At 59.8% G+C, this 25,608-nt stretch carries 24 protein-coding genes; 15 read left to right on the top strand and 9 right to left on the bottom strand.

The window, feature by feature from the left end:
• Positions 1-27: 27 nt before the first annotated feature.
• The gene (locus PFZ56_RS27795; RefSeq protein ID WP_170001937.1) at positions 28-1,395 is read left to right on the top strand and encodes an MFS transporter; all 1,368 of its coding nucleotides are present in this window, start codon (positions 28-30) and stop codon (positions 1,393-1,395) included.
• Between the two features lie 57 nt (positions 1,396-1,452).
• Here PFZ56_RS27795 and PFZ56_RS27790 read toward each other — a convergent pair whose 3' ends face one another.
• The 4 genes from PFZ56_RS27790 to flgA form a co-directional block, all read right to left on the bottom strand.
• Complete coding sequence (locus PFZ56_RS27790; protein WP_102860703.1) at positions 1,453-2,199, bottom strand: flagellar brake protein; 747 nt, start codon at positions 2,197-2,199, stop codon at positions 1,453-1,455.
• A 96-nt stretch (positions 2,200-2,295) separates the two neighbouring features.
• Positions 2,296-2,763 carry a flagella synthesis protein FlgN gene (locus PFZ56_RS27785; protein ID WP_110651461.1) on the bottom strand — a complete coding sequence of 156 codons (468 nt, stop codon included), beginning with the start codon at positions 2,761-2,763 and terminating at the stop codon, positions 2,296-2,298.
• 48 nt (positions 2,764-2,811) lie between these two features.
• Positions 2,812-3,129 (bottom strand): flagellar biosynthesis anti-sigma factor FlgM, encoded by a 318-nt coding sequence (gene flgM / locus PFZ56_RS27780; protein ID WP_102880583.1) that lies wholly within the window; start codon positions 3,127-3,129, stop codon positions 2,812-2,814.
• Positions 3,130-3,280: 151 nt separating this feature from the next.
• Positions 3,281-4,042, bottom strand: coding sequence for a flagellar basal body P-ring formation chaperone FlgA (flgA, locus tag PFZ56_RS27775; RefSeq protein WP_110651462.1), 762 nt, complete (start codon positions 4,040-4,042; stop codon positions 3,281-3,283).
• 75 nt (positions 4,043-4,117) lie between these two features.
• Here flgA and PFZ56_RS27770 point away from each other — a divergent pair, with 75 nt between their 5' ends.
• The 6 genes from PFZ56_RS27770 to flgE all read left to right on the top strand — a co-directional run bounded on the left by PFZ56_RS27770 (position 4,118) and on the right by flgE (position 9,148).
• Positions 4,118-5,050 (top strand): chemotaxis protein CheV, encoded by a 933-nt coding sequence (locus PFZ56_RS27770; protein ID WP_102860707.1) that lies wholly within the window; start codon positions 4,118-4,120, stop codon positions 5,048-5,050.
• 44 nt (positions 5,051-5,094) lie between these two features.
• Complete coding sequence (gene cheR, locus PFZ56_RS27765; RefSeq protein ID WP_170001935.1) at positions 5,095-5,922, top strand: protein-glutamate O-methyltransferase CheR; 828 nt, start codon at positions 5,095-5,097, stop codon at positions 5,920-5,922.
• Positions 5,923-6,173: 251 nt separating this feature from the next.
• Entirely contained in the window at positions 6,174-6,581 is a 408-nt protein-coding gene (flgB, locus tag PFZ56_RS27760; protein ID WP_110594740.1) for a flagellar basal body rod protein FlgB, read from the top strand.
• 3 nt (positions 6,582-6,584) lie between these two features.
• Entirely contained in the window at positions 6,585-7,028 is a 444-nt protein-coding gene (gene flgC / locus PFZ56_RS27755) for a flagellar basal body rod protein FlgC (protein ID WP_102860709.1), read from the top strand.
• A 15-nt stretch (positions 7,029-7,043) separates the two neighbouring features.
• Positions 7,044-7,775, top strand: a complete 732-nt coding sequence (flgD, locus tag PFZ56_RS27750; RefSeq protein ID WP_170001933.1) for a flagellar hook assembly protein FlgD — start codon at positions 7,044-7,046, stop codon at positions 7,773-7,775.
• Between the two features lie 29 nt (positions 7,776-7,804).
• Entirely contained in the window at positions 7,805-9,148 is a 1,344-nt protein-coding gene (gene flgE / locus PFZ56_RS27745; RefSeq protein WP_110594738.1) for a flagellar hook protein FlgE, read from the top strand.
• 336 nt (positions 9,149-9,484) lie between these two features.
• Here flgE and PFZ56_RS27740 read toward each other — a convergent pair whose 3' ends face one another.
• The gene (locus tag PFZ56_RS27740) at positions 9,485-12,379 is read right to left on the bottom strand and encodes a ribonucleoside-diphosphate reductase subunit alpha (protein ID WP_102860712.1); all 2,895 of its coding nucleotides are present in this window, start codon (positions 12,377-12,379) and stop codon (positions 9,485-9,487) included.
• 757 nt (positions 12,380-13,136) lie between these two features.
• Here PFZ56_RS27740 and PFZ56_RS27735 point away from each other — a divergent pair.
• Together PFZ56_RS27735 and PFZ56_RS27730 are read left to right on the top strand one after the other, a co-directional pair.
• On the top strand, positions 13,137-13,859 hold the full coding sequence (locus tag PFZ56_RS27735; protein WP_102880580.1) for a response regulator: 723 nt from the start codon (positions 13,137-13,139) through the stop codon (positions 13,857-13,859).
• Positions 13,856-15,466, top strand: coding sequence for an ATP-binding protein (locus tag PFZ56_RS27730; RefSeq protein WP_102880579.1), 1,611 nt, complete (start codon positions 13,856-13,858; stop codon positions 15,464-15,466). Before PFZ56_RS27735 ends, PFZ56_RS27730 begins: the two co-directional genes overlap by 4 nt.
• Here PFZ56_RS27730 and PFZ56_RS27725 read toward each other — a convergent pair.
• On the bottom strand, positions 15,435-16,205 hold the full coding sequence (locus tag PFZ56_RS27725) for a 4'-phosphopantetheinyl transferase (protein ID WP_170001931.1): 771 nt from the start codon (positions 16,203-16,205) through the stop codon (positions 15,435-15,437). The two genes, PFZ56_RS27730 and PFZ56_RS27725, sit on opposite strands and share 32 nt — an antisense overlap.
• Before the next feature lie 221 nt (positions 16,206-16,426).
• On the opposite strand from PFZ56_RS27725, the gene PFZ56_RS27720 reads away from it, so the two are divergent.
• The 3 genes from PFZ56_RS27720 (at position 16,427) to PFZ56_RS27710 (ending at position 19,169) form a co-directional block, all read left to right on the top strand.
• Positions 16,427-17,029 carry a hypothetical protein gene (locus tag PFZ56_RS27720; RefSeq protein ID WP_102860716.1) on the top strand — a complete coding sequence of 201 codons (603 nt, stop codon included), beginning with the start codon at positions 16,427-16,429 and terminating at the stop codon, positions 17,027-17,029.
• A 119-nt stretch (positions 17,030-17,148) separates the two neighbouring features.
• Positions 17,149-17,826 carry a response regulator gene (locus PFZ56_RS27715; RefSeq protein ID WP_102880577.1) on the top strand — a complete coding sequence of 226 codons (678 nt, stop codon included), beginning with the start codon at positions 17,149-17,151 and terminating at the stop codon, positions 17,824-17,826.
• Complete coding sequence (locus PFZ56_RS27710; protein WP_102880576.1) at positions 17,823-19,169, top strand: ATP-binding protein; 1,347 nt, start codon at positions 17,823-17,825, stop codon at positions 19,167-19,169. The genes PFZ56_RS27715 and PFZ56_RS27710 overlap by 4 nt, the downstream gene beginning before the upstream one ends.
• A 12-nt stretch (positions 19,170-19,181) precedes the next feature.
• Here PFZ56_RS27710 and PFZ56_RS27705 read toward each other — a convergent pair whose 3' ends face one another.
• Positions 19,182-20,180, bottom strand: coding sequence for an AraC family transcriptional regulator (locus tag PFZ56_RS27705; RefSeq protein WP_110651464.1), 999 nt, complete (start codon positions 20,178-20,180; stop codon positions 19,182-19,184).
• 333 nt (positions 20,181-20,513) lie between these two features.
• Here PFZ56_RS27705 and PFZ56_RS27700 point away from each other — a divergent pair, with 333 nt between their 5' ends.
• Complete coding sequence (locus tag PFZ56_RS27700) at positions 20,514-21,845, top strand: dicarboxylate/amino acid:cation symporter (protein ID WP_102880574.1); 1,332 nt, start codon at positions 20,514-20,516, stop codon at positions 21,843-21,845.
• Between the two features lie 147 nt (positions 21,846-21,992).
• Positions 21,993-23,174 (top strand): CaiB/BaiF CoA-transferase family protein, encoded by a 1,182-nt coding sequence (locus PFZ56_RS27695; protein ID WP_170001929.1) that lies wholly within the window; start codon positions 21,993-21,995, stop codon positions 23,172-23,174.
• A 33-nt stretch (positions 23,175-23,207) separates the two neighbouring features.
• Here the strand turns inward: PFZ56_RS27695 and PFZ56_RS27690 are convergent, their stop codons facing one another.
• Positions 23,208-23,702 carry a SprT family zinc-dependent metalloprotease gene (locus PFZ56_RS27690; RefSeq protein ID WP_102880572.1) on the bottom strand — a complete coding sequence of 165 codons (495 nt, stop codon included), beginning with the start codon at positions 23,700-23,702 and terminating at the stop codon, positions 23,208-23,210.
• A gap of 149 nt (positions 23,703-23,851) precedes the next feature.
• The gene (locus tag PFZ56_RS27685) at positions 23,852-24,454 is read right to left on the bottom strand and encodes a Yip1 family protein (protein WP_102860723.1); all 603 of its coding nucleotides are present in this window, start codon (positions 24,452-24,454) and stop codon (positions 23,852-23,854) included.
• 293 nt (positions 24,455-24,747) lie between these two features.
• On the opposite strand from PFZ56_RS27685, the gene ttcA reads away from it, so the two are divergent.
• Positions 24,748-25,572 carry a tRNA 2-thiocytidine(32) synthetase TtcA gene (gene ttcA / locus PFZ56_RS27680; RefSeq protein WP_110651466.1) on the top strand — a complete coding sequence of 275 codons (825 nt, stop codon included), beginning with the start codon at positions 24,748-24,750 and terminating at the stop codon, positions 25,570-25,572.
• Positions 25,573-25,608: the final 36 nt, after the last annotated feature.

Here is a 25,608-nt window from a genome sequence, read left to right as displayed (position 1 = left end):
TCATTCAAGGAGCCGCTCGGAACGCCGATGCGCCAAATCTGGAAATCCTTTCGAGCGCTTTATTTCGCCTCGCTGATGATGTTGATCGGCTCGGGTCTGCTCAGCACTTATCTGGCTCTTCGCCTGGCCGCCGACCATGTCGATGGCCTGTGGGTGGGTGCCTTGATGGCGGCCAACTATTTCGGCCTGGTATTGGGGGGCAAGCTGGGGCACCGGTTGATTGCCCGGGTCGGGCATATCCGCGCCTACGCTACCTGTGCCGGGATCGTCGGGGCGGCGGTGCTCGGGCACGGATTGGTGGACTGGCTGCCGGCCTGGCTGGTGCTGCGGATGATCGTCGGCCTGGGAATGATGTGCCAGTACATGGTCATCGAAAGCTGGCTCAACGAGCAGGCCGACGCCAATCAGCGCGGGCTGGTGTTCAGCGGCTACATGATCGCCTCTTACCTGGGGCTGGTTCTGGGTCAGTTGATTCTGGTCATGCATCCCGCTTTGGGGCTGGAACTGTTGATGCTGGTGGCCCTGTGCTTTGCCCTGTGCCTGGTGCCGGTGGCCATGACCCGGCGTATTCACCCGGCGCCTCTGCATCCGGCGCCGATGGAGCCGCGCTTCTTTATCAAGCGAGTTCCCCAGTCACTGAGTACCGTGCTGGGATCGGGGTTGATCGTGGGTTCCTTCTATGGCCTTGCGCCGCTCTATGCGTCGCAGCAGGGCTTGAGTACCGAGCAGGTCGGTCTGTTCATGGGGAGCTGCATTTTTGCCGGTCTGGTGGTGCAGTGGCCATTGGGCTGGTTGTCCGATCGCTATGATCGGGCGTTGTTGATTCGCTGCTTCGCGCTGTTCCTGGCGGTGGTGGCCTTGCCTCTGGCGATCCTGCCGTCGGTCCCCCTGGAGATGCTCTTTGTCCTCGGGTTCCTTTGTTCCCTGGTGCAGTTCTGTCTCTATCCGTTGGCGGTGGCTTTCTCCAATGACCACGTGGAAAGTGATCGTCGGGTGTCGCTGACGGCGATGCTGCTGGTGACCTATGGCGTGGGGGCGAGCATCGGTCCGTTGGCGGCTGGGGTACTGATGAAGTTGTTCGGCAGTCAGATGCTGTATGCCTTCTTCAGTTTCTTTGCCCTGGTCCTGGTCTGGAGGATCCGGCCGAAGGCGGTGACCAATCTGCATCAGGTGGATGATGCGCCGTTGCATCACGTCGCCATGCCGGACAGCATGTCCAGCTCACCTCTGGTGGCGGCCCTCGATCCACGAGTGGATGAGCAGGTGGTGCAGGATCAGATGCAGACGCCCGCGCCGGACGCCGCGCCTGCAGCGGAGCCTGAGACGCCGCAAGCGTCGGATGAGGCGCTGCCCGATGAATGCGCTCGGGATCATTTAAGCGGGGCTCGGCCCTAGAAACGAAAAACGGGCAGTTGCCGCAAGGCACTGCCCGTTTTCATTGGTGCGTGGGGCTCAGAGATCGTCTTTGTCGAAGCGCCGCGCTTCACGCTGTAACTGATAGACGAAGCGCTCTACCTGACGCTGCACCAGGCCGCTCATGTTGTGAAAGCGTACGCCGGCAAAGGTGGTGTCGATACGTTCCTCGTGATGCAGGTAACGCAGTTCGACCGGGGCGGTCATGCTGCCGAAGGGCAGGGCGGCAATAAAGCGCTCGTACACCTGGCCCAGTTGCAGGCGCGAAGAGATATCGCCGTCGAAGCGCAACTTGCAGCCGGTAGCGGAAATATCCAGCAGCTTGCCGGTCAGAGGGGACTTGAGTTTTTCGCCGCTGAGTTCGATGTCGACCAGTTGCGCCAGCTTGAGTGCGGCGCGGAAGGCGTTGCGGCGCTGGTGGTAAACCACTTCGTCCGGCAGGGTGGCCCGGTAGCAGCGACCGCCATTGGACTCGTCGAGGGTCGGCAGGCCGTTGCTTTCCCAGGCGATGCGCACGCCTTCATGAAAGCCTTCAACACGAAATGGCTCGCCCGCCAGCATGAATCGCTCACCGTCGCGGGGGATCATTTCATCGAGGGCAATCATGTTGCTGTCGCGGTCCACTTCCACCAGATAGCTCTGGAAGCGCTGGCTGCGCTCATGGAAAGTGATGATCAGCGGGTCGTGGCTCTCTTGCAGCAGCCGCAGGTTGGAGGAAATTTCCAACGCAGTGGTGAACACCTTAGGTGGCTGCGGAGCATCTTCCGCGTTTGAGGCGTTGAACACGGTTCATCAATCTCCAGACAAAATACAACTACACGCAGGGTCTGGCATTTTGCCAGCATGTTTCACGGCTTGATAGCGCGCGCTCATTTTTGGGGCTTAAGCCTGACTGAGTGGGCGGGGCTTCGCAAGCATAGAGGTAGAGCCGCGGGCGTCATAAAGAGCTGGGGGTTCGCCGCCGTTGAGGATTTTCAGCTGGTTGGCGGTGGTGGCCTGTTGAATCTGGATCGAGCGGCCGTTGAGTTCGTTGGTGGCCTGGCAGTCGGCGAGCAACTGGGTCAGCAGGTTGCCCTGCTCGAGCAGTTGATCGCCCAGGCTGGAGTGACTGGCCAGTTCTTCGAGGCCTGCACGATTGCTCGGCAGGTTCAGGCTGGCAAGGATCTCTGTGCGCTTACGGCCATGCTGTTCCAGCAATATGACCAGGGCCTGCTTCTGCGCCAGGATATCCTCCAGCAGCGGCATGTCGCGGCCGTGCAGGGCAATGGATTCGGCTCTGAGCAGCTCCAGCAGTTGTTGAGCTGGAGCAAGGTCGTCATTGATCAGTTGCAGTAGATTGATGTCGTGCATGGCTGGCCTTGGGGATTAAGCGTCCAAAAGCCTGGCGCAAGCCTGTGGCTAGCGCTGGGCTTCGAAGTTGAGCAGTTTGCTGGCTACACGGTTGCTGTCGACCTTATAGCTGCCATCGGCAATGGCTTGCTTCAACTCGGCCACGCGGGCCTTGTCGACAGCAGGCTGATCGCGCAGCTTGTCGGTGATTTTCTGCAACTGTTGAGCCTCATTGCTGAGGTGTACCGATTCCCCGCTTTTGCTGGTCTCGGCTGCAGTCGTCAGCGCAGCGGATTTGCCGGCATCGCCGGTTTCCTTGCTGGCGCTGGTACGCGTACTGCCTGTCAGTGAGGGGGAGCTGTTTAAACGGCTGAAGTCGATGACCATGATGAAGAAAACCTCTGGGTATTTGGACGCTTGCCATGTTTTCGGCCATACCCTGAAAAACTTTAGGCTCGATTGTCGACGAGCCAGCGCAGGTATCTGCGACCCGTTATCGGCCACAGTTTAGGGAACGAGCGAGTCGAGCGCCAGTTATCTACATGGCCACTTCCACCTGCCCCGGCGCGGTGACGCGAGCCTTGATCACTCGTTGCGAGTTCAGGTTCTTGACCCTGATCTGCTCGCTCAGGCCGCCGTTGGACAGTGCCTCCCCCGGCATCCGCACGTTCAGGGTGCCGCTACGTGCCGAAATCACTACCTGATCGCCCTTGCGTACTACTTCAGCCTGTTCCAGGTGACCCAGAGTAACAAGCTGGTCGGCGACCATTGGTCGGACAAGTTTCTGACCAATGGCCTGGTCCACGGAAGTCAGGTAGCCCTGATTGTTCAGGCTGATATCTCTCTCGCGCAATACCACGTCTTCTGGCTCGATGATCCCGGTGCGTTTGAGTGGGCGCGAAGTGGTGACCACTTCGCGAAACAGTTTGACCTGGGCTGGCACGAACACCGTCCAGGGTGAGCCTCCCTCGCAGCGGACCTTGACCGTTACCCGCCCCAGTGGCTGTGCTGGACTTTCCAGGCTCGCTGTCAATTCCTTGTCGCAAGCAGGCATGCGCATACGCGGATCCAGCTGGTTGACTTGGATTTCGTAGCGTCCTTCCGTTTGACTGGTAGCCAGGTAGTCTTCTACCGTGAATTCAAGAAACCCTTGAGTGACGCCGATAAGTAGATCAGGCAGGGTGACCGAATCAGCAACGGCAGGGCCGCCAGGGTTTAGGATACATAGCGCCGACATCCCGCAAAGCAATGCGCGGTAGGGGGATGTCAGGCGTCGGAAAAATGTCGTTTTGGCGTTCATAACAGTTAAAAAGCAAGCGCCGTGCCGTTTAGTGATGAGCGTGCGTCGGATCTTAAAGCTTTGGGGAGTCTGGGCATGGCTGGTGTAATGGATTCGGTAAACCAGCGCACGCAATTGGTTGGGCAGAATCGCCTGGAGTTGCTGCTGTTCCGTCTGGACGGTGAGCAACTCTACGGGATCAACGTATTCAAGGTTCGCGAGGTGCTGCAATGCCCCAAGTTGACCCTGATGCCCAAATCCAACCCTGTGGTGTGCGGTGTCGCGAATATTCGAGGGGCGACCATTCCGATCCTGGATCTGGCAATGGCCACAGGTTCGGGGGGGTTGCAGGATCAGAGCAATCCGTTCGTCATTATCACTGAGTACAACACCAAGACTCAGGGGTTTTTGGTGCGCTCGGTGGAGCGTATCGTCAATATGAACTGGGAAGAGATCCATCCGCCGCCCAAGGGCACGGGGCGCGATCACTACCTGACGGCGGTGACTCGGGTGGACAACCAGTTGGTCGAGATCATCGACGTTGAAAAGGTTCTGGCGGAAGTCGCCCCCACCTCCGAGTCTATTTCGGTGGGCGTGGTTGACGTCGAGACTCAGCACAAGGCTGTTTCCTTGCGGGTGTTGACCGTTGACGACTCGTCAGTGGCGCGCAAGCAGGTTACTCGCTGCCTGCAGACTGTGGGTGTCGAGGTGGTGGCGCTGAACGATGGCCGGCAGGCGCTGGACTACCTGCGCAAGCTGGTGGATGAGGGCAAGAAGCCGGAAGAGGAATTCCTCATGATGATTTCCGACATCGAGATGCCCGAAATGGACGGTTACACCCTCACGGCCGAGATACGTAGCGATCCACGCATGCAAAAGCTGCATATCATCCTGCATACTTCGTTGTCAGGGGTGTTCAATCAGGCGATGGTGAAGAAGGTCGGTGCCGATGACTTCCTTGCCAAGTTCCGTCCTGACGACCTGGCATCCCGGGTAGTAGACCGGATCAAAGCAGCAGACCACAGCTGAGGGCATCAGCCCCCGGCGAACATAAGATTTAAGAGGCGGCAGCATTGTCTACGGGTAATTTGGATTTTGAACAGTTCCGGGTCTTCCTGGAAAAAGCCTGTGGTATTTTGCTCGGGGAAAACAAGCAATATCTTGTCTCGAGCCGTCTCAACAAACTGATGGAACAGCAAGGCATCAAAACCTTGGGTGAGCTGGTTCAGCGGATTCAGACCCAGCCGCGCAGCGGATTGCGCGAGATGGTGGTGGATGCGATGACGACCAACGAAACCTTGTGGTTTCGTGACACCTATCCCTTCGAAGTATTGAAGAACAAGGTGCTTCCCGAAGCCATCAAGGCCAGCCCCAATCAGCGCTTGCGGATCTGGTCGGCGGCATGCTCGTCGGGGCAGGAGCCCTATTCCTTGTCGATGTCCATCGATGAGTTCGAGCGCAGCAACATGGGCCAGTTGAAGATGGGGGTGCAGATTGTTGCTACCGATCTGTCCGGGACCATGCTCAATAACTGCAAGACCGGCGAATACGACAGCTTGGCCATCGGCCGTGGTTTGTCGGCCGAGCGCCTGCAGCGCTACTTCGACCCTAAAGGGCCGGGGCGCTGGGTGGTCAAGGCGCCGATCAAGAGCCGGGTGGAGTTTCGCTCGTTCAACCTGCTGGACAGTTACGCCAGCCTTGGCAAGTTCGACATCGTGTTCTGTCGCAATGTGCTGATCTACTTCTCGGCTGAGGTCAAGAAGGACATCCTGATGCGCATTCACGGCACGCTGAAGCCTGGTGGTTACCTGTTCCTGGGCGCTTCCGAAGCGCTCAATGGTCTGCCGGATCATTATCAGATGGTGCAATGCAGCCCTGGAATCATCTACCAGGCGAAATGATGGGTGGTGCAGCAATAGAAAAGGAGGCCTCAGGGCCTCCTTTTTTGTGGGTGCCATTTTATCGGGTGGCCGGGCGAAAAGCGGCAGGTCGATTGCCGCTTTGCCGGCGTTTCGCGGAAATCCATTGCCGCTTTTCTGGCATTGCCGCCTTGCCGCTGCCGTAGAACCCTTGATTTATGGGGGTCTTTGACTTGGCACGTAGCTTGCTAAGTCAAGCTTACGAAAAATCAGGTCACCCAAAGGTTTCCGACATGAGCATCAGCTTCGATAAAGCGCTCGGTATTCACGAACAAGCTCTTGGCTTTCGCGCCAAGCGTGCCGAAGTGCTGGCCAACAACATCGCCAACGCCGACACCCCGAACTACAAGGCTCGGGATCTGGATTTCTCCGCTGTGCTCGCCGAGCAGAACGAAAAGGTCAAGAGCGGCAGCTTCGCGTTGAACATGACCAACACCCGGCATATCGAAGCCCAGGGCCTGAGCAGTGGCGCCGAATCGCTGCTGTATCGCACGCCGATGCAACCCTCGATCGACCAGAACACCGTGGATGCCCAGTTGGAGCAGTCGAGCTACGCACAGAACTCGGTGGACTTCCAAGCCAGCTTCACGCTGCTCAACAGCAAATTCAAAGGGCTGGTTGCAGCCCTGCGCGGAGAGTAATCCATGTCCCTTGCCAGTGTTTTCAATATTGCCGGTAGTGGCATGAGCGCTCAGACCACTCGTCTGAACACCGTCGCCAGTAACATCGCCAACGCCGAGAGCGTGTCGTCGAGCATCGACCAGACTTACCGCGCTCGTCATCCGGTGTTTGCCACCATGTTCCAGGGCGCCCAGAGCGGTGGCAGCGATTCGCTGTTCCAGAACCAGGATGCTGCAGGCCAAGGCGTTCAGGTGCTGGGCGTGGTGGAAGACCAGAGCAATCTGGAAGCTCGCTACGAACCGAATCATCCGGCTGCAGATGCCAAGGGCTACGTCTTCTACCCCAATGTCAACGTGGTGGAAGAAATGGCCGACATGATTTCCGCCAGTCGCTCGTTCCAGACCAACGCTGAAATGATGAATACCGCCAAAACCATGATGCAGAAGGTCCTGACCCTGGGTCAGTGATAAGGGGCGAAGCCAATGAGCGTTACTGATACCACCAGCGGTCCGTCCCTCAAGGATGTACTGGCCAACTCGTCGAAGAAGACCGCGAAAACCACCAGCGCCGACGGCCTGGCGGCAGCGACGAACAGCGCCACCGGCAAGCAGGCCCTGGGCAAGGACGCGTTCCTCAAGTTGCTGGTGACCCAGCTGAACAACCAGAACCCGCTGGATCCACAGGACAACAGTGCGTTCGTTGCCCAGTTGGCGCAGTTCTCCACCCTGGAAGGGATCACGACCCTTAATACCTCGGTGAACTCCATCACTGGCAATTACAAATCCTCTCAGGCTCTGCAGGCTTCGTCCCTGGTAGGTCGCTCGGTGATCGTCCAGTCCGGCACCACACAGGTTGACACCAGCAAGAGCATGACCGGTTCGGTGACCGTTCCGTCCAGCGTCAGCTCGGTCAAGGTGACCATCACCGACAAGGATGGCAACACCGTCAAGACCATCGACATGGGCAGCCAGAAGGCCGGCAACGCCAGTTTTGTCTGGGATGGCACCATGACCGATGGCACCAAGGCGGCCCCGGGTAACTACACCTTCAAGGCCAGCACCACCATTGATGGCAAGGGCACTGACCTGATCACCTACCTGCCGGCGACGGTCAACAGCGTCACCATCAGCCAGACCGGCGGAGAGTTGATGCTGAACCTGGCAGGAATGAGCAGCCCGATTGCCCTGTCCAAAGTACAAACCATTGGTATCTAGAGCCGACTAACCGGCACAAGGAGTGGAATATGTCTTTCAATATCGGCCTTAGCGGTCTCTACGCTGCCAACAAACAGCTGGACGTCACCGGTAACAACATCGCCAACGTCGCGACCACCGGTTTCAAATCTTCCCGCGCAGAATTCTCCGACGTTTACTCGGCCACCAAGCTGGGCAGCGGTACTCAGGTGATTGGTAACGGCGTACGCCTGTCCAACGTTTCTCAGCAGTTCACTAACGGTGATATCAACAACACCGGCAACGTGCTGGACATGGGCATTCAGGGGCAGGGCTTCTTCGTGCTCAGCACCAATGGCTCGCTGACCTACACCCGTGCCGGTACCTTCAAGACCGACAAGGAAGGCTTCATCACCAACAGTGATGGCACTGCGCGCCTGCAAGGTTATGCCGTAGATGCCAACGGCAAGATCATCAACGGTGTACTGACCGACCTGCGGATCGATACCTCGAACCTGGCGCCCAAGCCAACCGACTCGATCTCCTCGACGATCAACCTGAACTCCGATTCGACTCCGATCAATGTGGCCTCGACCGCTCCGGCCTATGTGTTCAATCCGACCGACAACACCACCTACACCAAGTCGTTCAGTACCCCGGTGTATGACTCTCAGGGCAACAAGCACGTCATGGATCAGTACATGATCAAGACGCCGAACCCCAATGAGTGGCAAACCTACACGCTGATTGATGGTCGCAACCCGGACGGTACTGCATTCACCATGGCCAACCAGTCGCCGATCACCATGACGTTCGACTCGTCGGGCAAGCTCAGCACCATTACCCCGCCAGCTGCGCCAGGGACTACGCCGTACACCATAGCCGGCAACAAAATTGTCATGTCGGCTGCCGCCTGGACTCCGGGTACCGTCACCAATGGCGTATTCGCCCCTAACGGCGCCAAGCCTGCGGCGAACGGTGTCAGCATCGACATGACCAAAACCGGTTCGGTGTTCGGCGAAAGCACCCGCTCGATCATCGCGCAGAACGGCTACTCCACTGGCCAGATCAGCAGCCTGACCATCGATGGCACCGGTGTGATGCTGGCCAACTTCAGCAACGAGCAGACCAAGGCGATCGGTCAGATTTCCCTGGCCAGCTTCACCAACGAGCAAGGTCTGCAGCCGGTAGGCGGCACTCAGTGGAAAGAGACCTACTCGTCCGGTATTCCAGGTTATGACGCACCGAAGACTGGCACCCTGGGAGCGATCCAATCCAACTCCCTGGAAGAGTCCAACGTCAACCTGACCAACGAGTTGGTGAACCTGATCAAGGCGCAGAGCAACTATCAGGCGAACGCCAAGACCATCTCCACTCAGAGCACCATCATGCAGACCATCATCCAGATGACCTGATACCGGTTCGCTTGAGCGCTACACAAAAAGCCCCTCGATGAGGGGCTTTTTCATGCCTGTTTGCTGCCATCCGGTTCCTTTATTGGTGTTGGGTTCGTAGGCGTGCGCTGGTGGGGGGCTTTGCAGGCGTGCAAGCTTGTATCGCAGGTGGCTGGCTTGTTGTCGGGGCTGGCTTGCCAGTGAAGGCGTCCTCGAGGCTTGCGCACGCTTGGATGGTGAGGCTTGTTCATTGCTAAGCCGGCTTCTACAGCTTTGTTGCGGGCAAAAGAAAACCCCCGATAAGCCGCAGGCCTATCGGGGGTTGGCACAGGCGCCATGGGCGCCTGTCAGCTCAGCTTATTGGCAAGCTTCGCAATCCGGCTCGTCGATGGCGCAAGCCTTCGGCACTGGAGCAGGGCCGGCAGGCGCTGCCAGGACCGAGTCGTCACCGTGGTTGCCGCCGCTGGAGACAGCGTTCAGCTTGCCGGTGTTGATGGTCGACTTCTCGGTGCTGGTAGCGGCCAGGGCACGGAGGTAGTAAGTGGTTTTCAGGCCACGGTACCAAGCCATGCGGTAGGTCACGTCCAGCTTCTTGCCCGAGGCGCCGGCGATGTACAGGTTCAGCGACTGAGCCTGGTCGATCCACTTCTGGCGACGGCTGGCAGCGTCGACGATCCACTTGGTTTCCACTTCGAAGGCGGTCGCGTAGAGCTCTTTGAGTTCTTGCGGGATGCGCTCGATCTGTTGCACCGAACCGTCGTAGTACTTCAGGTCGTTGATCATCACCGAGTCCCACAGACCGCGAGCCTTGAGGTCGCGAACCAGGTACGGGTTGATCACGGTGAATTCGCCCGACAGGTTCGATTTCACGTAGAGGTTCTGGTAGGTCGGTTCGATCGACTGCGATACGCCGGTGATGTTGGCGATGGTCGCGGTCGGTGCGATGGCCATGATGTTGGAGTTACGAATGCCTTTCTGCACGCGGGCACGAACCGGTGCCCAGTCCAGGGTTTCGTTGAGGTCCACATCGATGTACTTCTGGCCGCGAGCCTCGATCAGGATCTGTTGCGAGTCCAGCGGCAGGATGCCTTTGGACCACAGCGAGCCCTGGAACGTCTCGTAGGCGCCGCGCTCGTCGGCCAGGTCGCAGGAAGCCTGGATCGCGTAGTAGCTGACCGCTTCCATGGACTTGTCGGCGAACTCGACGGCAGCGTCGGAACCGTAGGCGATGTGCTGCAGGTACAAAGCGTCCTGGAAGCCCATGATGCCCAGGCCCACTGGACGGTGCTTGAAGTTGGAGTTCTTCGCTTGCGGCACCGAGTAGTAGTTGATGTCGATCACGTTATCGAGCATGCGCACGGCGGTGTTCACGGTGCGTTCCAGCTTGGCGGTGTCCAGCTTGCCGTTGACGATGTGGTTCGGCAGGTTGATCGAGCCCAGGTTGCAGACGGCGATCTCGTCCTTGTTAGTGTTCAGGGTGATCTCGGTGCACAGGTTCGAGCTGTGGACCACGCCCACGTGCTGCTGCGGGCTGCGCAGGTTGCACGGGTCTTTGAAAGTCAGCCATGGGTGGCCGGTTTCAAACAGCATGGAGAGCATCTTGCGCCACAGGTCTTTGGCCTGGATGGTCTTGAACAGCTTGATCTTGCCAGGGTACTCGGTCAGGGCTTCGTAGTACTCGTAGCGCTCTTCGAAGGCCTTGCCGGTCAGGTCGTGCAGGTCCGGTACTTCGGACGGCGAGAACAGGGTCCACTTGCCGTCATCGAAGACGCGCTTCATGAACAGGTCCGGGATCCAGTTGGCGGTGTTCATGTCGTGGGTACGACGACGATCATCACCGGTGTTCTTACGCAGCTCGATGAACTCTTCGATGTCCATGTGCCAGGTTTCCAGGTAGGCACAGACAGCGCCCTTGCGCTTGCCACCCTGGTTCACGGCTACAGCGGTGTCGTTGACCACTTTCAGGAAGGGGACGACGCCCTGGGACTTACCGTTGGTGCCCTTGATGTAGGAACCCAGTGCACGTACCGGAGTCCAGTCGTTGCCCAGGCCGCCGGCGAATTTCGACAGCATGGCGTTGTCGTGGATGGCGCCGTAGATGCCCGACAGGTCGTCCGGGACGGTGGTCAGGTAGCAGCTCGACAGCTGTGGACGCAGGGTACCGGCGTTGAACAGGGTCGGGGTCGAGGCCATGTAGTCGAAGGACGACAGCAGGTTGTAGAACTCGATGGCACGGTCTTCGCGTTGCTTCTCTTCGATTGCCAGGCCCATGGCCACGCGCATGAAGAAGATCTGCGGCAGTTCGAAACGCACGCCATCCTTGTGGATGAAGTAACGGTCGTACAGGGTTTGTAGGCCCAGGTAGGTGAACTGCTGGTCGCGTTCGTGGTTGATCGCCTTGCCGAGTTTCTCCAGGTCGAACTCAGCCAGCACCGGGTTCAGCAATTCGAACTCGATACCCTTGGCGACGTAGGCCGGCAGTGCCTTGGCGTACAGGTCGGCCATTTCGTGATGGGTGGCGCTCTCGGCGACCTCGAGGAAACCCAGGCCTTCGGCGCGCAGGGTGTCCATCAGCAGGCGGGCGGTGACGAACGAGTAGTTCGGCTCGCGCTCGACCAGGGTGCGGGCGGTCATCACCAGGGCGGTGTTGACGTCTTTCAGGGCCACGCCGTCGTAGAGGTTCTTCAGGGTTTCGCGCTGAATCAGGTCGCCATCGACTTCTTCCAGGCCTTCGCAGGCTTCGCTGACGATGGTGTTCAGGCGGCCCATGTCCAGAGGAGCGAAGCTGCCATCGGCGCGGGTGATGCGGATCGAAGGGTGGGCTTGTACCGTCTCTTCGCCGCTGGAGCGAGTGGCACGTTCCTTGGCGCGGGAGTCACGGTAGATCACGTAGTCGCGGGCAACTTTCTGCTCGCCGGCGCGCATCAGGGCCAGTTCGACCTGGTCCTGGATCTCTTCGATGTGGATGGTGCCGCCCGAAGGCATGCGACGCTTGAAGGTCGCGGTGACCTGTTCGGTCAGGCGCGCCACGGTGTCGTGGATTCGCGACGAGGCAGCGGCAGTGCCGCCTTCAACTGCGAGGAACGCTTTGGTGATAGCGACGGTGATCTTGTCATCGGTGTAAGCAACGACAGTGCCGTTTCGCTTGATCACGCGCAATTGGCCAGGGGCGGTAGCAGACAGATCCAGGTTGGAATCGGCGGCCTGCGGCGCATTGGCCTGCGGGTTCTCGCGAGTTGTGTCGGTTTGCATGGGTGTCTCCACGTTCTCTATGTTTGTTTGGGCACCATTGAGGTGCCCACCGTTCCGTCCTGAAGCACTACAGCCGGCAGAGGCCGGGCATAACGACTTCGGGACAGTTCAGGAAGGGGGCTATTGGCGCCGCTTCCATGCCGAAGTCATGGTGTCGAGCCTGGGCTCGGCACCTTATTCCTGGTGGGTGACAGTCTTGTTGCTGCAACACCCGTACCGCTTTCTCCTGGACAGGGTGGAAAACGATGCCATCCGCACGCGCGGTCTTGGTCTTCTGAAACAGCGATTGGTTCCACCAAACGGGGCAAGAAAAGGGCTTGAGTTTCTTGTCTGAAGTGTGTTTGGTTTTTTGGGTAAAACCCTAGATATAGGTGTTTTTGGCCGGCGGGCTACAAGATAATGCGTTTTGGGGGCTGATTGCAACGTGCTGCCTGTGGATAAGGTTGTGCGTAAATTGTGTATGGGCTGGGTAAAACTCGCGCAGGCCGCAGTCCTAGTGCATGGAACCATTTGTCACTGTTTTTTACCGCCTGAAATTGCCTTGGGCGGATTTTTGCGGGCGCGAACCCTATCACAAAAAATCCCCCTGACCGAGTCGTTTTAGTCGCTTGTGTGTGGGCCGATCCCGGTTGCTACAATCCGTCGCGGTCCATGAGTTGCTGGCGACGTTTTCCATGGCCGGTTATCCGTCTTTTTCATGACAAAAAGACGGGTGCTTTCTTTCCAGTGAATGCTGGCAATAAAAAAGAGGTCGAGCGTGGAGCAAGAAGCCTGGCAGGTACTGATTGTCGAGGATGACCAGCGTCTGGCTGAGTTGACCCGTGAATATCTCGAGAGTAACGGCCTGCAGGTGGCCATCGAGGGCAACGGCGCCCGGGCTGCCGCCAGGATCATTGCCGAGCAGCCAGACCTGGTGATTCTCGACCTGATGCTGCCCGGTGAAGACGGCCTGAGTATCTGTCGCAAGGTTCGGGCTCGCTATGACGGGCCAATCCTCATGCTCACCGCCCGTACCGATGACATGGATCAGGTCATGGGCCTGGACCTGGGGGCCGATGACTACGTCTGCAAGCCGGTACGCCCACGGTTGTTGCTGGCGCGGATCCAGGCCTTGCTGCGGCGCAGCGAAGCAGCGGAGCCTGCCCAGGAGAAAACCCGGCGCCTGCAATTTGGTCCTCTGGTGGTGGACAACGCCCTGCGTGAAGCATGGCTGAGCGATGTCGGCATCGAGCTGACCAGCGCCGAGTTCGATCTGTTGTGGCTGCTGGTGGTGAATGCGGGGCGGATACTGTCCCGTGAGGAGATCTTCACCGCTCTGCGCGGCATAGGTTATGACGGCCAGGACCGTTCCATCGATGTGCGCATCTCGCGCATCCGGCCCAAGATCGGCGACGACCCGGAGCACCCGCGACTGATCAAGACCATTCGCAGCAAGGGCTATCTGTTCGTTCCTGAAGCCGCCGCCGACTTGCCCTCGTGAACTCCATCTTCCTGCGGATCTATGGCGGCATGTGCGCCGCGCTGATCCTGGTGGCGCTGCTGGGGGTGCTGGCTCTGCACCTGCTCAACGAGGTGCGCAGCGAGCAGTACCGCGAACGACTGGCCCACGGCACCTTCTCGCTGATGGCGGATAACCTCAAGCCCATGAGCGAGATCGAGCGTCGCCGCGCCCTGGCCGTGTGGGAGCGGCTGTTGGGGATTCCCCTGAGCCTGAAGACCTTCAACCAGACCGACCTGGACAGCAGCCAGCGTGGCCGGGTGCTGCGCGGGCAGGCGCTGGTGGAGCAGATCGGGCCCTTTGCCGCCCGGGTCTATCGCCTGGTCAGCGAGAAGGAGCAGTTGCTGCTCAGTGCCGAAGTGCAACAGATCAGCGAGCAACTGGCCCGGGCAACCATCTATCTGCTGGCGGACGAGTTGGTACGGTATCCGGTGGCGGAGCAGCCTGAGCGTCTGGCGGCATTGAAGAAGGCCAAGGGGTTTGGTTTCGATATGCACCTGTCCACCCTGGATGCCGCCGATATGGATGAGGACCAGCGCCGACGGGTGGCCGAGGGCGATACGGTGATGGCCCTGGGCAAGGGCGGTGATTCGATCCGGGTATTTGCGGGGTTGGTGGGGACGCCCTGGGTGCTGGAAATCGGCCCTCTGTATCAGATGAACCCTTATCCGCCGCAATGGCTGGTGCTGATTGCCGTGCTCGGCCTGAGCTTGATCGGCCTGATCGTCTATTTATTGGTACGCCAACTGGAGCGACGTCTCAGCGGCCTGGAATCGGCAGCCACGAAAATTGCCAAGGGCAGCCTGGAAACTCGCGTGCCGGCTCGTGGTGTGGATTCGGTGGGGCGCCTGGCGGCTGCATTCAACGGCATGGCCGAGCATTTGCAACGCTTGTTGGCGATCCAGCGCGAACTGGTGCGGGCGGTCTCTCATGAGTTGCGTACACCAGTGGCTCGGTTGCGTTTTGGTCTGGAGATGATTGCCTCGGCAAATACCGATCAGGCGCGACAGAAGTACCTGGATGGTATGGATCACGATATTCAGGACCTGGATCGTCTGGTGGACGAGATGCTCACCTATGCCCGCCTGGAACAGGGCTCGCCGGCCTTGAATTTCCAGCGTATCGACCTGGATGCCCTGATTAACCAAGTGATCAGCGAACTGGCACCCTTGCGGGCCAACCTCAAGGTCCAGCGTGGGCTGTGCCTGTCCGACGCCGAGTGCGACGGGGCCTGGGTCGAGGCCGAGCCGCGCTATCTGCACCGGGCGCTGCAGAATCTGGTGAGCAATGCCATGCGCCATGCGGAATCCCAGGTCACTGTCAGTTATCAGGTGGGCCAGTTGCGCTGTCGGGTGGATGTGGAGGATGACGGTCCCGGCGTGCCGGAAAGTGCCTGGGAAAAGATCTTCACGCCTTTTCTGCGCCTGGATGACAGTCGTACCCGGGCTTCCGGCGGTCATGGGCTGGGGCTGTCGATCGTGCGGCGAATCATCCACTGGCACGACGGTCGGGCCCTGATCAGCCAGAGCAAGAGCCTCGGGGGGGCCTGCTTCAGCCTCAGCTGGCCCCGGCAGCAGGAGCCCCGCTGAGGATTGTCGGCGGGGCGGCCTTGATGGCGATCAGACTGAGCAACTGGTTGTCCTCGACCACGAACTGCCCCTGTAGCTCACTGCCGTGGTGCCATTCATCGCTCAGGTCCGTCAGTAGGCGCACTCGGACCTGACCCTCTATAGACCACTCCAGTACTTCGGCGTGTTCGAAGTAGAAGTTTTTGTGCACCAATGGATACAGGGTCTTGTACAGGCTTTCCTTGATCGAGAAGGTCAGGGTCACCGCCAGGGCTTGCAACGCGGGGGGCAACAGGTCCCGACGTTGCAGTTCCGCCGGCGTGAGGATCTGCTCAGCCAGATTGGCCGCACGCTCATTGCTCAGCAGCTTTTCCAGGTCTATTCCCAAGGCTCGCCAGTGCTGTTTGTCGGCGACGATGGCGGCGGCGCGGCCGGTGCCGTGGGTAATGGAACCGCAGATATGCTCGGGCCAGATCGGCGCCCGGTCGGCGCCGATCGGAGGAACCCAATCCACATTCTGCAGTTGCCACAGGGCGGCCCGGGCACACAGGCGTCCGGCCAGGAATTCGGCCTGGCGCTTGGCCACCGAGCGCTGGATGCTGGGCGGCGCTTCAATGCCGCTGCGCTGGAAATCATCCGCGGCCAATTGCCCGGGATCGAACCGAGTGCTCAGCCAAAGGGTATGGGGCAAGGCCTCCGGCAGGGGCCAGGAGGCATCCAGAGAGGTACAGCAAGCGGGGAGAGGGGGGAGTACATTCATGGCCGCTAGTTTGCCGGGTTGAAGAGTTCGAGGGTAGCGGTGTGTGGTGCAGAGAGGGGACTCAGAAAGCTGGGCGAGAGCGTTGTGCAGGTTGAAATGCCTCAAGACAGCTAGATGGATCTGGTTCAGGCGAGGTTAAGAGTGTGTTCAGGGGGAGTTCAGGGCGGGCTGTTTACTCTAGCCCCGTACCCAAAAAGCCAATAGCGCAAAGGAAACTTCCTATGACTTCATTGAAAAAACTGATCCTGGCCTTTACCGTTCTCGGCGCCAGCGCCGCCGTCCAAGCCGCTGACAGTAACTTCGCCAGCCTGACCTACGGCCAGACCAGCGACAAGGTTAAAAAATCCAGCCAGCTCAACAGCAATCTCGGGCATCCGAACGCCGATGGTGTGATCGGCAAGGACAACACCTGGGGTGTGCGTTTCGGTCAACAGAATGACCAGGGCCGTTACTACGCCACTTACGATTACGTTTCCGGCTCTCACAATGGCATTAAACTGCGTCAGCAAAATCTGCTGGGCAGTTACGATATGTTCCTGCCGGTGACCAGCAGCACCAAGCTGTTTGGCGGTGCTACCGCCGGCTTGACCAAGCTGACCCAGGAATCCCCGGGCTTCAGCCGCGATAGCGACATCGGTTACGCGGTGGGAGTGCAGGCGGGTGTCCTGCAGCAGGTTTCACAAAACACGTCGGTGGAGCTCGGCTACCGTTACCTGCGCAGCAATGCCGGGACCGAGATGAGCGAGCGGGGCGGCAGCAAGCAAGGTTCCTTGAGCCTTACCAGCAGTGCCCAGACTTATCTGTCGGCCAACTACGCTTTCTGATAAGCGGCCTGGCCTGAACCGCGCCGGACTGTGCCTTGGGTACGGTCCGGCGCTGGCGCATTGATCGTCAGGGCGCAGGGGCGCCCTTGGAGATGTCGAATTTTGCCTGGGAGAGCGTTATGAAGTTGCTGGTCGTCGAAGATGAGGCGCTGTTGCGCCATCACCTGCAAACCCGCCTCACCGACAGTGGCCATGTGGTCGAGTCCGTGGCGAACGCCGAGGAGGCGTTGTATCAGACCGAGCAGTTCAATCACGACCTGGCGGTGATCGACCTGGGGTTGCCTGGCATGGGCGGACTGGATCTGATCCGTCAGTTACGTGCCCGTGGCAAGACGTTTCCGATCCTCATCCTCACCGCCCGCGGCAATTGGCAGGACAAGGTCGAAGGCCTGGCCGCCGGTGCCGACGACTATGTGGTCAAGCCGTTTCAGTTCGAAGAGCTGGATGCTCGGCTCAATGCGTTGCTGCGGCGTTCCAGCGGTTTTACCCAGTCCACCATCATTGCCGGCCCTTTGCTGCTGGACCTGAATCGCAAGCAGGCGTCCATGGATGATCAACCCCTGGCCCTGACCGCCTACGAATACCGGATCCTCGAGTACCTGATGCGCCATCACCAGCAGGTGGTGGCCAAGGACCGGCTGATGGAGCAGTTGTACCCGGACGATGACGAGCGTGATCCGAACGTCATCGAGGTGCTGGTGGGGCGGCTGCGGCGCAAGCTGGAGGGGCCGTCGGGCTTCAAGCCGATTGATACGGTGCGCGGCCTGGGCTATCTGTTCAACGAGCGCTGCCGATGATTCGATCGCTGCGGCTGCGGCTGATGCTGGCGGCGACCACCTTGGCGGTGCTGTTCATGCTGGCGTTGCTGCCGGCCATGCAGGGGGCCTTCAGCCTGGCGCTGCAGGACTCCATCGAGCAGCGCCTGGCTTCCGACGTCACCACCCTGATTTCGGCGGCGCGGATTGAAAACAACCGCCTGCAGATGCCCGCACAACTGCCGGACGAGCGCTTCAATCTCGCCGACAGTCGCTTGCTGGGCTACATCTATGACCGAGAGGGGCACCTGGTCTGGCGCTCCCGGGCCACCCAGGAAGAGAACATCAATTACCGGCCGCGGTACGACGGGCGCGGTAACGAGTTCGCCAGAATCCGTGAAGCCAATGGCCAGGAGTTCTTCGTCTACGACGTCGAGATCAAGTTGTTGGGGGGCAAGAACGCGGCTTTCAGTATCGTTGCACTGCAACCGGTGCGTGAGTATCAGCAGACTCTGGAAGGGGTCAGGGAAAACCTCTATCTGGGCTTTGGTGCGGCGTTGCTGGTGCTGCTGGCATTGCTCTGGCTGGGGTTGACCTGGGGTTTGCAGGCCCTGCGACGCTTGAGCCAGGAATTGGACCAGATCGAGAGCGGTACCCGCCAAAGCCTCAGTGAGGAGCATCCGCGGGAGCTGTTGCGCCTGACCGGCTCCTTGAACCGCCTGCTGCAAAGCGAGCGCGAGCAGCGTAGCCGCTACCGGGACTCCCTGGATGACCTGGCCCACAGCCTGAAAACCCCGTTGACGGTGTTGCAAGGGGTCAGCGAGGACATGGCGCAACGGCCTCAGGATCGGGAGCAGGCCTGGGTCCTGCAGACGCAGATCGAGCGCATGAGCCAGCAGATCAGCTACCAGTTGCAGCGTGCCAGCCTGCGCAAGAGTGGCCTGGTGCGCCATCAGGTACGTCTGCGGCCGGTGCTGCAAAGCCTGTGCGACACCCTGGACAAGGTCTATCGCGACAAGCAGGTGCGCGTGTCCTTCGATTTGCCCGAGCGCTGCTATGTGCCGATCGAGCACGGGGCCTTGCTGGAATTGCTTGGCAACCTGCTGGAGAACGCCTACCGCCTGTGCCTGAGCTCGGTACGCATCAGTGTGCGCGAGACTCTGGATGGTTCAGAGCTGTGTGTGGAGGACGATGGCCCTGGTGTGCCACCTGATCAGCGGGCCCGGATTCTCCAACGTGGGGAACGTCTTGATCGCCAGCACCCAGGGCAGGGCATAGGCCTGGCGGTGGTCAAGGACATCATCGAGAGTTATGGCGCGCAGTTGACCCTGGGGGATTCAGCCTTGGGCGGTGCGGCCTTCAGGATTCACTTCCCGGCCCTGTAAAGGGCGCTTTGGCTACTGCTCCCGGGCGCGATAGGCGCCTGGGGTCAGGCCAGTCCATTTCTTGAATGCCCGATGAAAGGCCGAGGGTTCGGAAAAGCCCAATTGCTCGGCGATCTGTTGCAATGACAGGTCAGCCCGCCCCAGGTGGTAGATGGCGATGTCACGGCGCAGTTCATCCTTGAGTGCCTGAAAGCTCGAACCTTCTTCGCGCAAATGGCGACGCAATGTCTGCGGGCTGACGTGCAGGTGCTGGGCAACGCTTTCCAGGTCGGGCCAGCGCTCCCGGTCTCGGCTGAGCAGACGCCGCAACTGGCTGCTGAGGCTGTCGCCCTGGTCCGGGCGTGACAGCAGATCGGCGGGGGAGCGCTCAAGAAAGTGCTTGAGGGTACGTTCATCCTGTAGCAGCGGCATGCCCAGGTAGCGACTGTGGAACAACAGGCTGCTGTGCTCCTGGCTGAACAGCAGTGGGCAGGGGAACAGCAAATCGTATTCTGCGCCGTGTTCGGGTTTCGGGTAGCTGAAGCAGGCTTGTTCAAGGCGTATGCGCTGGCCGATCAGCCAACTGCCCAGGCGATGCCAGATCACCAGCAGGCTTTCGCTAAGAAAGTGCTCCGGGTCCCATAACTCAGAATCATCCAGGCTCAGGCGGGCCATTTCTCCTTCGTGCGTCAGGCGAAGGCGCGGTGCTTGCGCAAACAGGCTGTAAAACAACAAGCCGCGATTGAGCGCTTTTTCCAAGGTGCGGCAGTGGATCAGCGCGTGGCACATCATGGCGAAGGTTCCGCGTTTGCTGGGGCCATGGCCGAAACCCAGGTACTCGTCGTCCAACGCTAGCCACAGTTGCTGCAGCAGACTGGTGAATTGTTCGGGGGCGATGCGTGCCTTGGGCTGGCTCAGCAGCTCTGGACTGATGCCCAGCTGCTGCAGAAGCGGCCCGTAATCGTAGCCGCGACGACGTGCACCGCCTAAGGCGGCACGGGCAAAGTGGCTGGCGATGGTGCGTTCGCGCATGAAGGCTGGTCCGTCCATTGAGTGGCGGATGTTAGCCAGCCCCCTATGAGGGAACAAGGCGGATATCCGCCAAATTGTAGGACGAGACTCGGTGAATGGGCGGAAATCCGCCAGTGGCGCCGGGTGCAGTGGAAGCCAATATCGGCCTGTCCCCCTGATGTCTAAAGGCCTGTAGGGCTTTTTTACAAGGTGGCACGGGCTTTGCGATAGAGCCGGAAGATCTGCCAGCACGCAGTTCGACACAACAAATCCCTCCAGCGCAGGAGGGTTCGCACTTTAGGCACCGCATGCATCGACGGAAGCTGTATGCCGGGGCTCTTGAGGAACTTTGCAATGACGACTCGTCAGCCACTGTATAAATCCCTGTATTTCCAGGTGATCGTTGCCATCGCCATCGGCATCCTGCTCGGTCACTTCTATCCTCAGACCGGCGTGGCCCTCAAGCCCCTGGGTGATGGGTTCATCAAACTGATCAAGATGGTCATTGCGCCGATCATTTTCTGCACCGTGGTGAGTGGTATCGCCGGCATGCAGAACATGAAATCGGTGGGCAAGACTGGCGGCTACGCGCTGCTGTACTTCGAAATCGTTTCCACCATTGCCCTGCTGATCGGCCTGATCGTGGTCAATGTGGTGCAGCCGGGTGCTGGCATGCACATCGACGCCTCGACCCTGGATGCTTCAAAAGTCGCAGCCTATGTGACTGCGGGCAATGACCAGAGCATTGTCGGCTTTATCCTCAACGTGATCCCGTCGACCATCGTGGGTGCCTTCGCCAACGGCGACATCCTGCAAGTGCTGATGTTCTCGGTGATCTTCGGTTTCGCCCTGCATCGCCTGGGTGCCTACGGCAAGCCGGTGCTGGACTTCATCGACCGCTTCGCCCACGTGATGTTCAACATCATCAACATGATCATGAAGCTGGCGCCCCTGGGTGCGCTGGGTGCCATGGCCTTCACCATCGGTGCCTACGGCGTCGGCTCCCTGGTGCAACTGGGCCAGTTGATGATCTGCTTCTACATCACTTGCGTGGTATTCGTGCTGGTGATCCTGGGGGGCATCTGCCGCGCCCACGGCTTCAGCGTGATCAAGCTGATCCGCTACATCCGCGAAGAGCTGCTGATCGTGCTGGGTACCTCGTCCTCGGAATCGGCCCTGCCACGCATGCTGATCAAGATGGAGCGCCTGGGTGCCAAGAAGTCGGTGGTCGGCCTGGTGATTCCTACCGGTTACTCCTTCAACCTGGACGGCACCTCGATCTACCTGACCATGGCGGCGGTGTTCATTGCCCAGGCAACTGACACCCACATGGACATCACTCACCAGATCACCCTGCTGCTGGTGCTGCTGCTGTCCTCCAAAGGTGCTGCTGGTGTGACTGGCAGTGGCTTCATCGTTCTGGCCGCCACCCTGTCGGCTGTGGGTCACCTGCCGGTGGCCGGTCTGGCGCTGATTCTGGGTATCGACCGCTTCATGTCCGAAGCCCGTGCCCTGACCAACCTGGTGGGCAACGCCGTGGCTACCCTGGTCGTTGCCAAGTGGGTCAAGGAACTGGATGAAGACAAACTGCAGGTCGAGCTGGCGTCTGGTGGTCGTGCGATCATCGACACCCGTGAAACCGACGATCTGGGTGTGGCTGAAGGCCCGGCACCGAGCATCAAGTAAGTCTTGCTGAATATAAGAAACCCGCTACGGCGGGTTTTTTATTGCCTGGAGATTGAGCACAACGGTCAGTCCGGCTGACCGTTGTGGTAATTGTTGCGCTGCTCGCGGCTGCCTACTCTGAAGCAATCGATCAAGAGGAGAGGGCACATGCAAGGGCCGTTGGCGTCACTCAAGGTACTGGATTTCTCCACCCTGTTGCCGGGGCCGTTCGCCTCGCTGCTGCTGGCGGACATGGGGGCCGAGGTATTGCGCATCGAGTCGCCAACCCGCATGGACCTGCTGCGGGTGCTGCCACCCCACGACCACGGTGTGTCCGCCAGTCACGCCTATCTCAACCGCAACAAGCGCAGCCTGGCCCTGGACCTCAAGCGGCCCGAGGCGCTGGAGGTGATCCGGCAACTGCTGCAGGACCACGACATCGTTCTCGAACAGTTTCGACCGGGCGTGATGGAGCGCCTGGGGTTGGGGTACGAGGCCTTGAAGGCGATCAACCCGCGGCTGATCTACGTCTCCATTACCGGTTATGGCCAGACCGGACCCTACAAGGACCGCGCCGGGCACGATATCAACTACCTGGCCCTGGCCGGGCTCGCCAGCCAGACCGGACGCCGCGACCAGGGGCCGTTGCCTCTGGGCATCCAGGCGGCGGATATTGCCGGGGGCTCGCTGCACGGTGTGATCGGCCTGCTGGCGGCAGTGATCGCCCGGCAGCATAGCGGCCAGGGCCAGCACCTGGATATCAGCATGACCGATTGCGTGTTCAGCCTGAACGCCATGGCCGGAGCCGGTTACCTGGCCTGCGGGGTAGAGCCGGGGATGGAACAGCAGGTGCTCAATGGCGGGAGCTTCTACGACTACTACCGCAGCCGTGATGGTCGTTGGCTATCGGTGGGCAGCCTGGAACCGGTGTTCATGCAGCAGCTGTGTCAGGCCCTGGGGCGGCCAGAACTGGCGGCCCAGAGTTTGTCCCCCTTGCCCGAGCAGCAAAGGGCCCTCAAGCAGGCCTTGCAGATCGAGTTCGAGAAACATGACTTTGCCCAGCTGTGCCAGTTGTTCGCCGGGCTCGACGCTTGTGTCGAACCAGTGCTCAGCCTGGCCGAGGCGGTGGAGCACCCCCAATTGCAGGCTCGGCAACTGCTGAGCCAGGTCCCCCGGGAAGACGGTAGCCTCCAGACCCAGATGGCATGTCCGCTGAAATTCTCCGACGGTTTGCCCGAACCGCGGCATATCGGCGCCAGGCTGGGCGCCCATTCCGATCAGGTGCTGGCGGAGCTTGGCTACAGCGCTGAACGTATCGAGGAACTGCGACGCAGCCAGGTCATTGCCTAGGCGTCGGCCTGCCGGCGAAGCGCGTTGACGCCATCACTCGACCCGGGTTTCGCCGCTGTACACCAGGGTGTGCCGACAGCGTCGGCACAGGTAGCGACGTCCCTGGGCCACCAGCTTGTGGCGTTGCGCTGAAAACGGAAAATCGCTCTCGGCGCAGGGGCAGCGGTAGATGTAGCGGGTCACGCTGCGGCGTTTGACTTCATAAGTGTGGCAACGATTGGGCGGCAGTTCATACACCCCGCGCATGATCAGTTGCCACTCCTCGCCGTGGGGCTGAATGCGTTCGCCAAACAACTGATGAGCGATCAGGTGCGCGACTTCGTGGGCCACGGTCTGCTTGAGAAAGTCTTCGCTGTTTTCCCGGTACAGCTGGGGATTGAAGCGCAGCAGGTTTTCGTGCAAGTGGGCAACGCCGGCTTTCTGGCCTCGTAATTTGAGGCTGACCACCGGGCGTTTGAAAGGACGTTTGAAAAAGGATTCAGCGAGTAGGAAACAGTCTTCGACGCGGGTATTGAGTTGCTCGGGCATGCTTAACGGCTCTCCAGAGCGGCTGAGTATGCCGCAAAGAGCGGCTAATCCGAATCGCCCAGGCGCCGAATGGTCGCAGGAGCGCCCATTAAGAAGGCCGCCTTGCGGCGGCCTGTGTTGGCAGATGGAGGATTATTATTGGTGCGGCGTCAGTTGGTGTACACGGGGCCGACGCCCAGGCCCCAGACAATCACGGTGAAGGCCATGATCGCTACCAGCACCACCAGTCCTACCGCCAGGACCGAGCTGGAAAACAGGAATCCTTCGTCCGATGGGATGTTCATGAAGGTCGGTAGCCCGACGTAGAGCAGGTACACCGTGTAGCAGATCGCCGCCGTGCCGACGATCATCCCCAGCCACATATGCGGATACAGCGCCGCCAGGCCGCCGACGAACAGCGGTGTTGCGGTGTAGGTGGCAAAGGCGACGCAGCGCGCCAGGCTCGGGTTGGCGTCATAGGTCCGGGCCATCCAGTGGATGAAAGCACCCATCACCGCCACGCCGCCAAGCATGGCCAGGTAAGACATGATGGTCATCCACAGGGCGCTTTCCATGGTCAGCATCACCGGCGCGCGGTTGCCAATGACCCAGCCGACCTGGGTGGTGCCGATAAAGGCCGAGATAGCGGGGATCGCCGCCAGAATCAGCGTGTGGGTCAGGTACATGTGGCTGATGCTTTCTTCTGCATCGCCACGGATTTCTCGCCATTCCTGATCGGGGTGGGTGAAGAGTCCTACGACATGATGAATCATGGTCAGTCACTCCTTTCATTGTTGCCATCGCCCCCCAACGGAGCGCTTACAGCCAAGTGGCACAGTCAGTATAGGTCTATATATGCATGCGACCTTATGTCGCAGTATAGGGAGGAGTTTTCGTCAGATGTGCGCACCTTTAGAGCAAATCGCGCTGTAAAACCCCAGGGTAATCGCTGTCCTGTCTGTCAGCGCGGCCCCGGGGGGCGCTACGTTTCGACGCTTTCAAGGGGACGGGGTTTTTGCGTAAAATATTCGGCTTTTCGTCACATACCTCGCGGATTCCAAGCGCCATGGGCACTCTTACGGTCAACCAGAACAAACTGCAGAAACGCCTTCGCCGACTGGCGGGCGAAGCGGTCGCCGATTTCAACATGATCGAAGAGGGCGACAAGGTCATGGTCTGCCTGTCCGGCGGCAAGGACAGCTACACCATGCTCGACGTGCTGTTGCACCTGCAGAAGGTGGCGCCGATCAAGTTCGAGATCGTCGCGGTGAACATGGACCAGAAGCAACCCGGTTTTCCCGAGCATGTACTGCCGGCCTACCTCAAGGAATTGGGGATCGAGTACCACATCGTCGAGAAGGACACTTACTCGGTGGTCAAGGAGCTGATCCCGGAAGGCAAGACCACCTGCTCGCTGTGCTCGCGCCTGCGTCGTGGCACCCTGTACACCTTCGCCGACGAGATCGGCGCCACCAAGATGGCCCTCGGTCACCATCGTGACGACATCGTCGAGACCTTCTTCCTCAACATGTTCTACAACGGTTCGCTCAAGGCCATGCCGCCCAAGCTGCTGGCCGATGACGGGCGCAATGTGGTGATCCGCCCGCTGGCCTACTGCAGCGAGAAGGACATTCAGGCCTACTCCGATCTCAAGCAATTCCCGATCATTCCCTGCAACCTCTGTGGTTCCCAGGAGAACCTGCAGCGTCAGGTGGTCAAGGAGATGCTCCAGGACTGGGAGCGCAAGAGCCCGGGGCGTACTGAGAGCATTTTCCGCGGCCTGCAGAACGTGATCCCTTCGCAACTGGCGGATCGCAATCTGTTCGACTTCGCCAGCCTGCGCATTGACGACAGCGCCACGCCGCGTTTCGTCAACGTGGTCAATCTCTGATCCGCACTCGCTGAGTCTTTATCGTCATGCCGGTTG

Origin of the sequence: Pseudomonas danubii (genome assembly GCF_042980055.1) — a bacterium.
GTDB lineage: Bacteria > Pseudomonadota > Gammaproteobacteria > Pseudomonadales > Pseudomonadaceae > Aquipseudomonas > Aquipseudomonas danubii.
The sequence above is the reverse complement of the archived record's forward strand: the minus strand, read 5'-3'. Positions and strand labels throughout refer to the sequence as shown.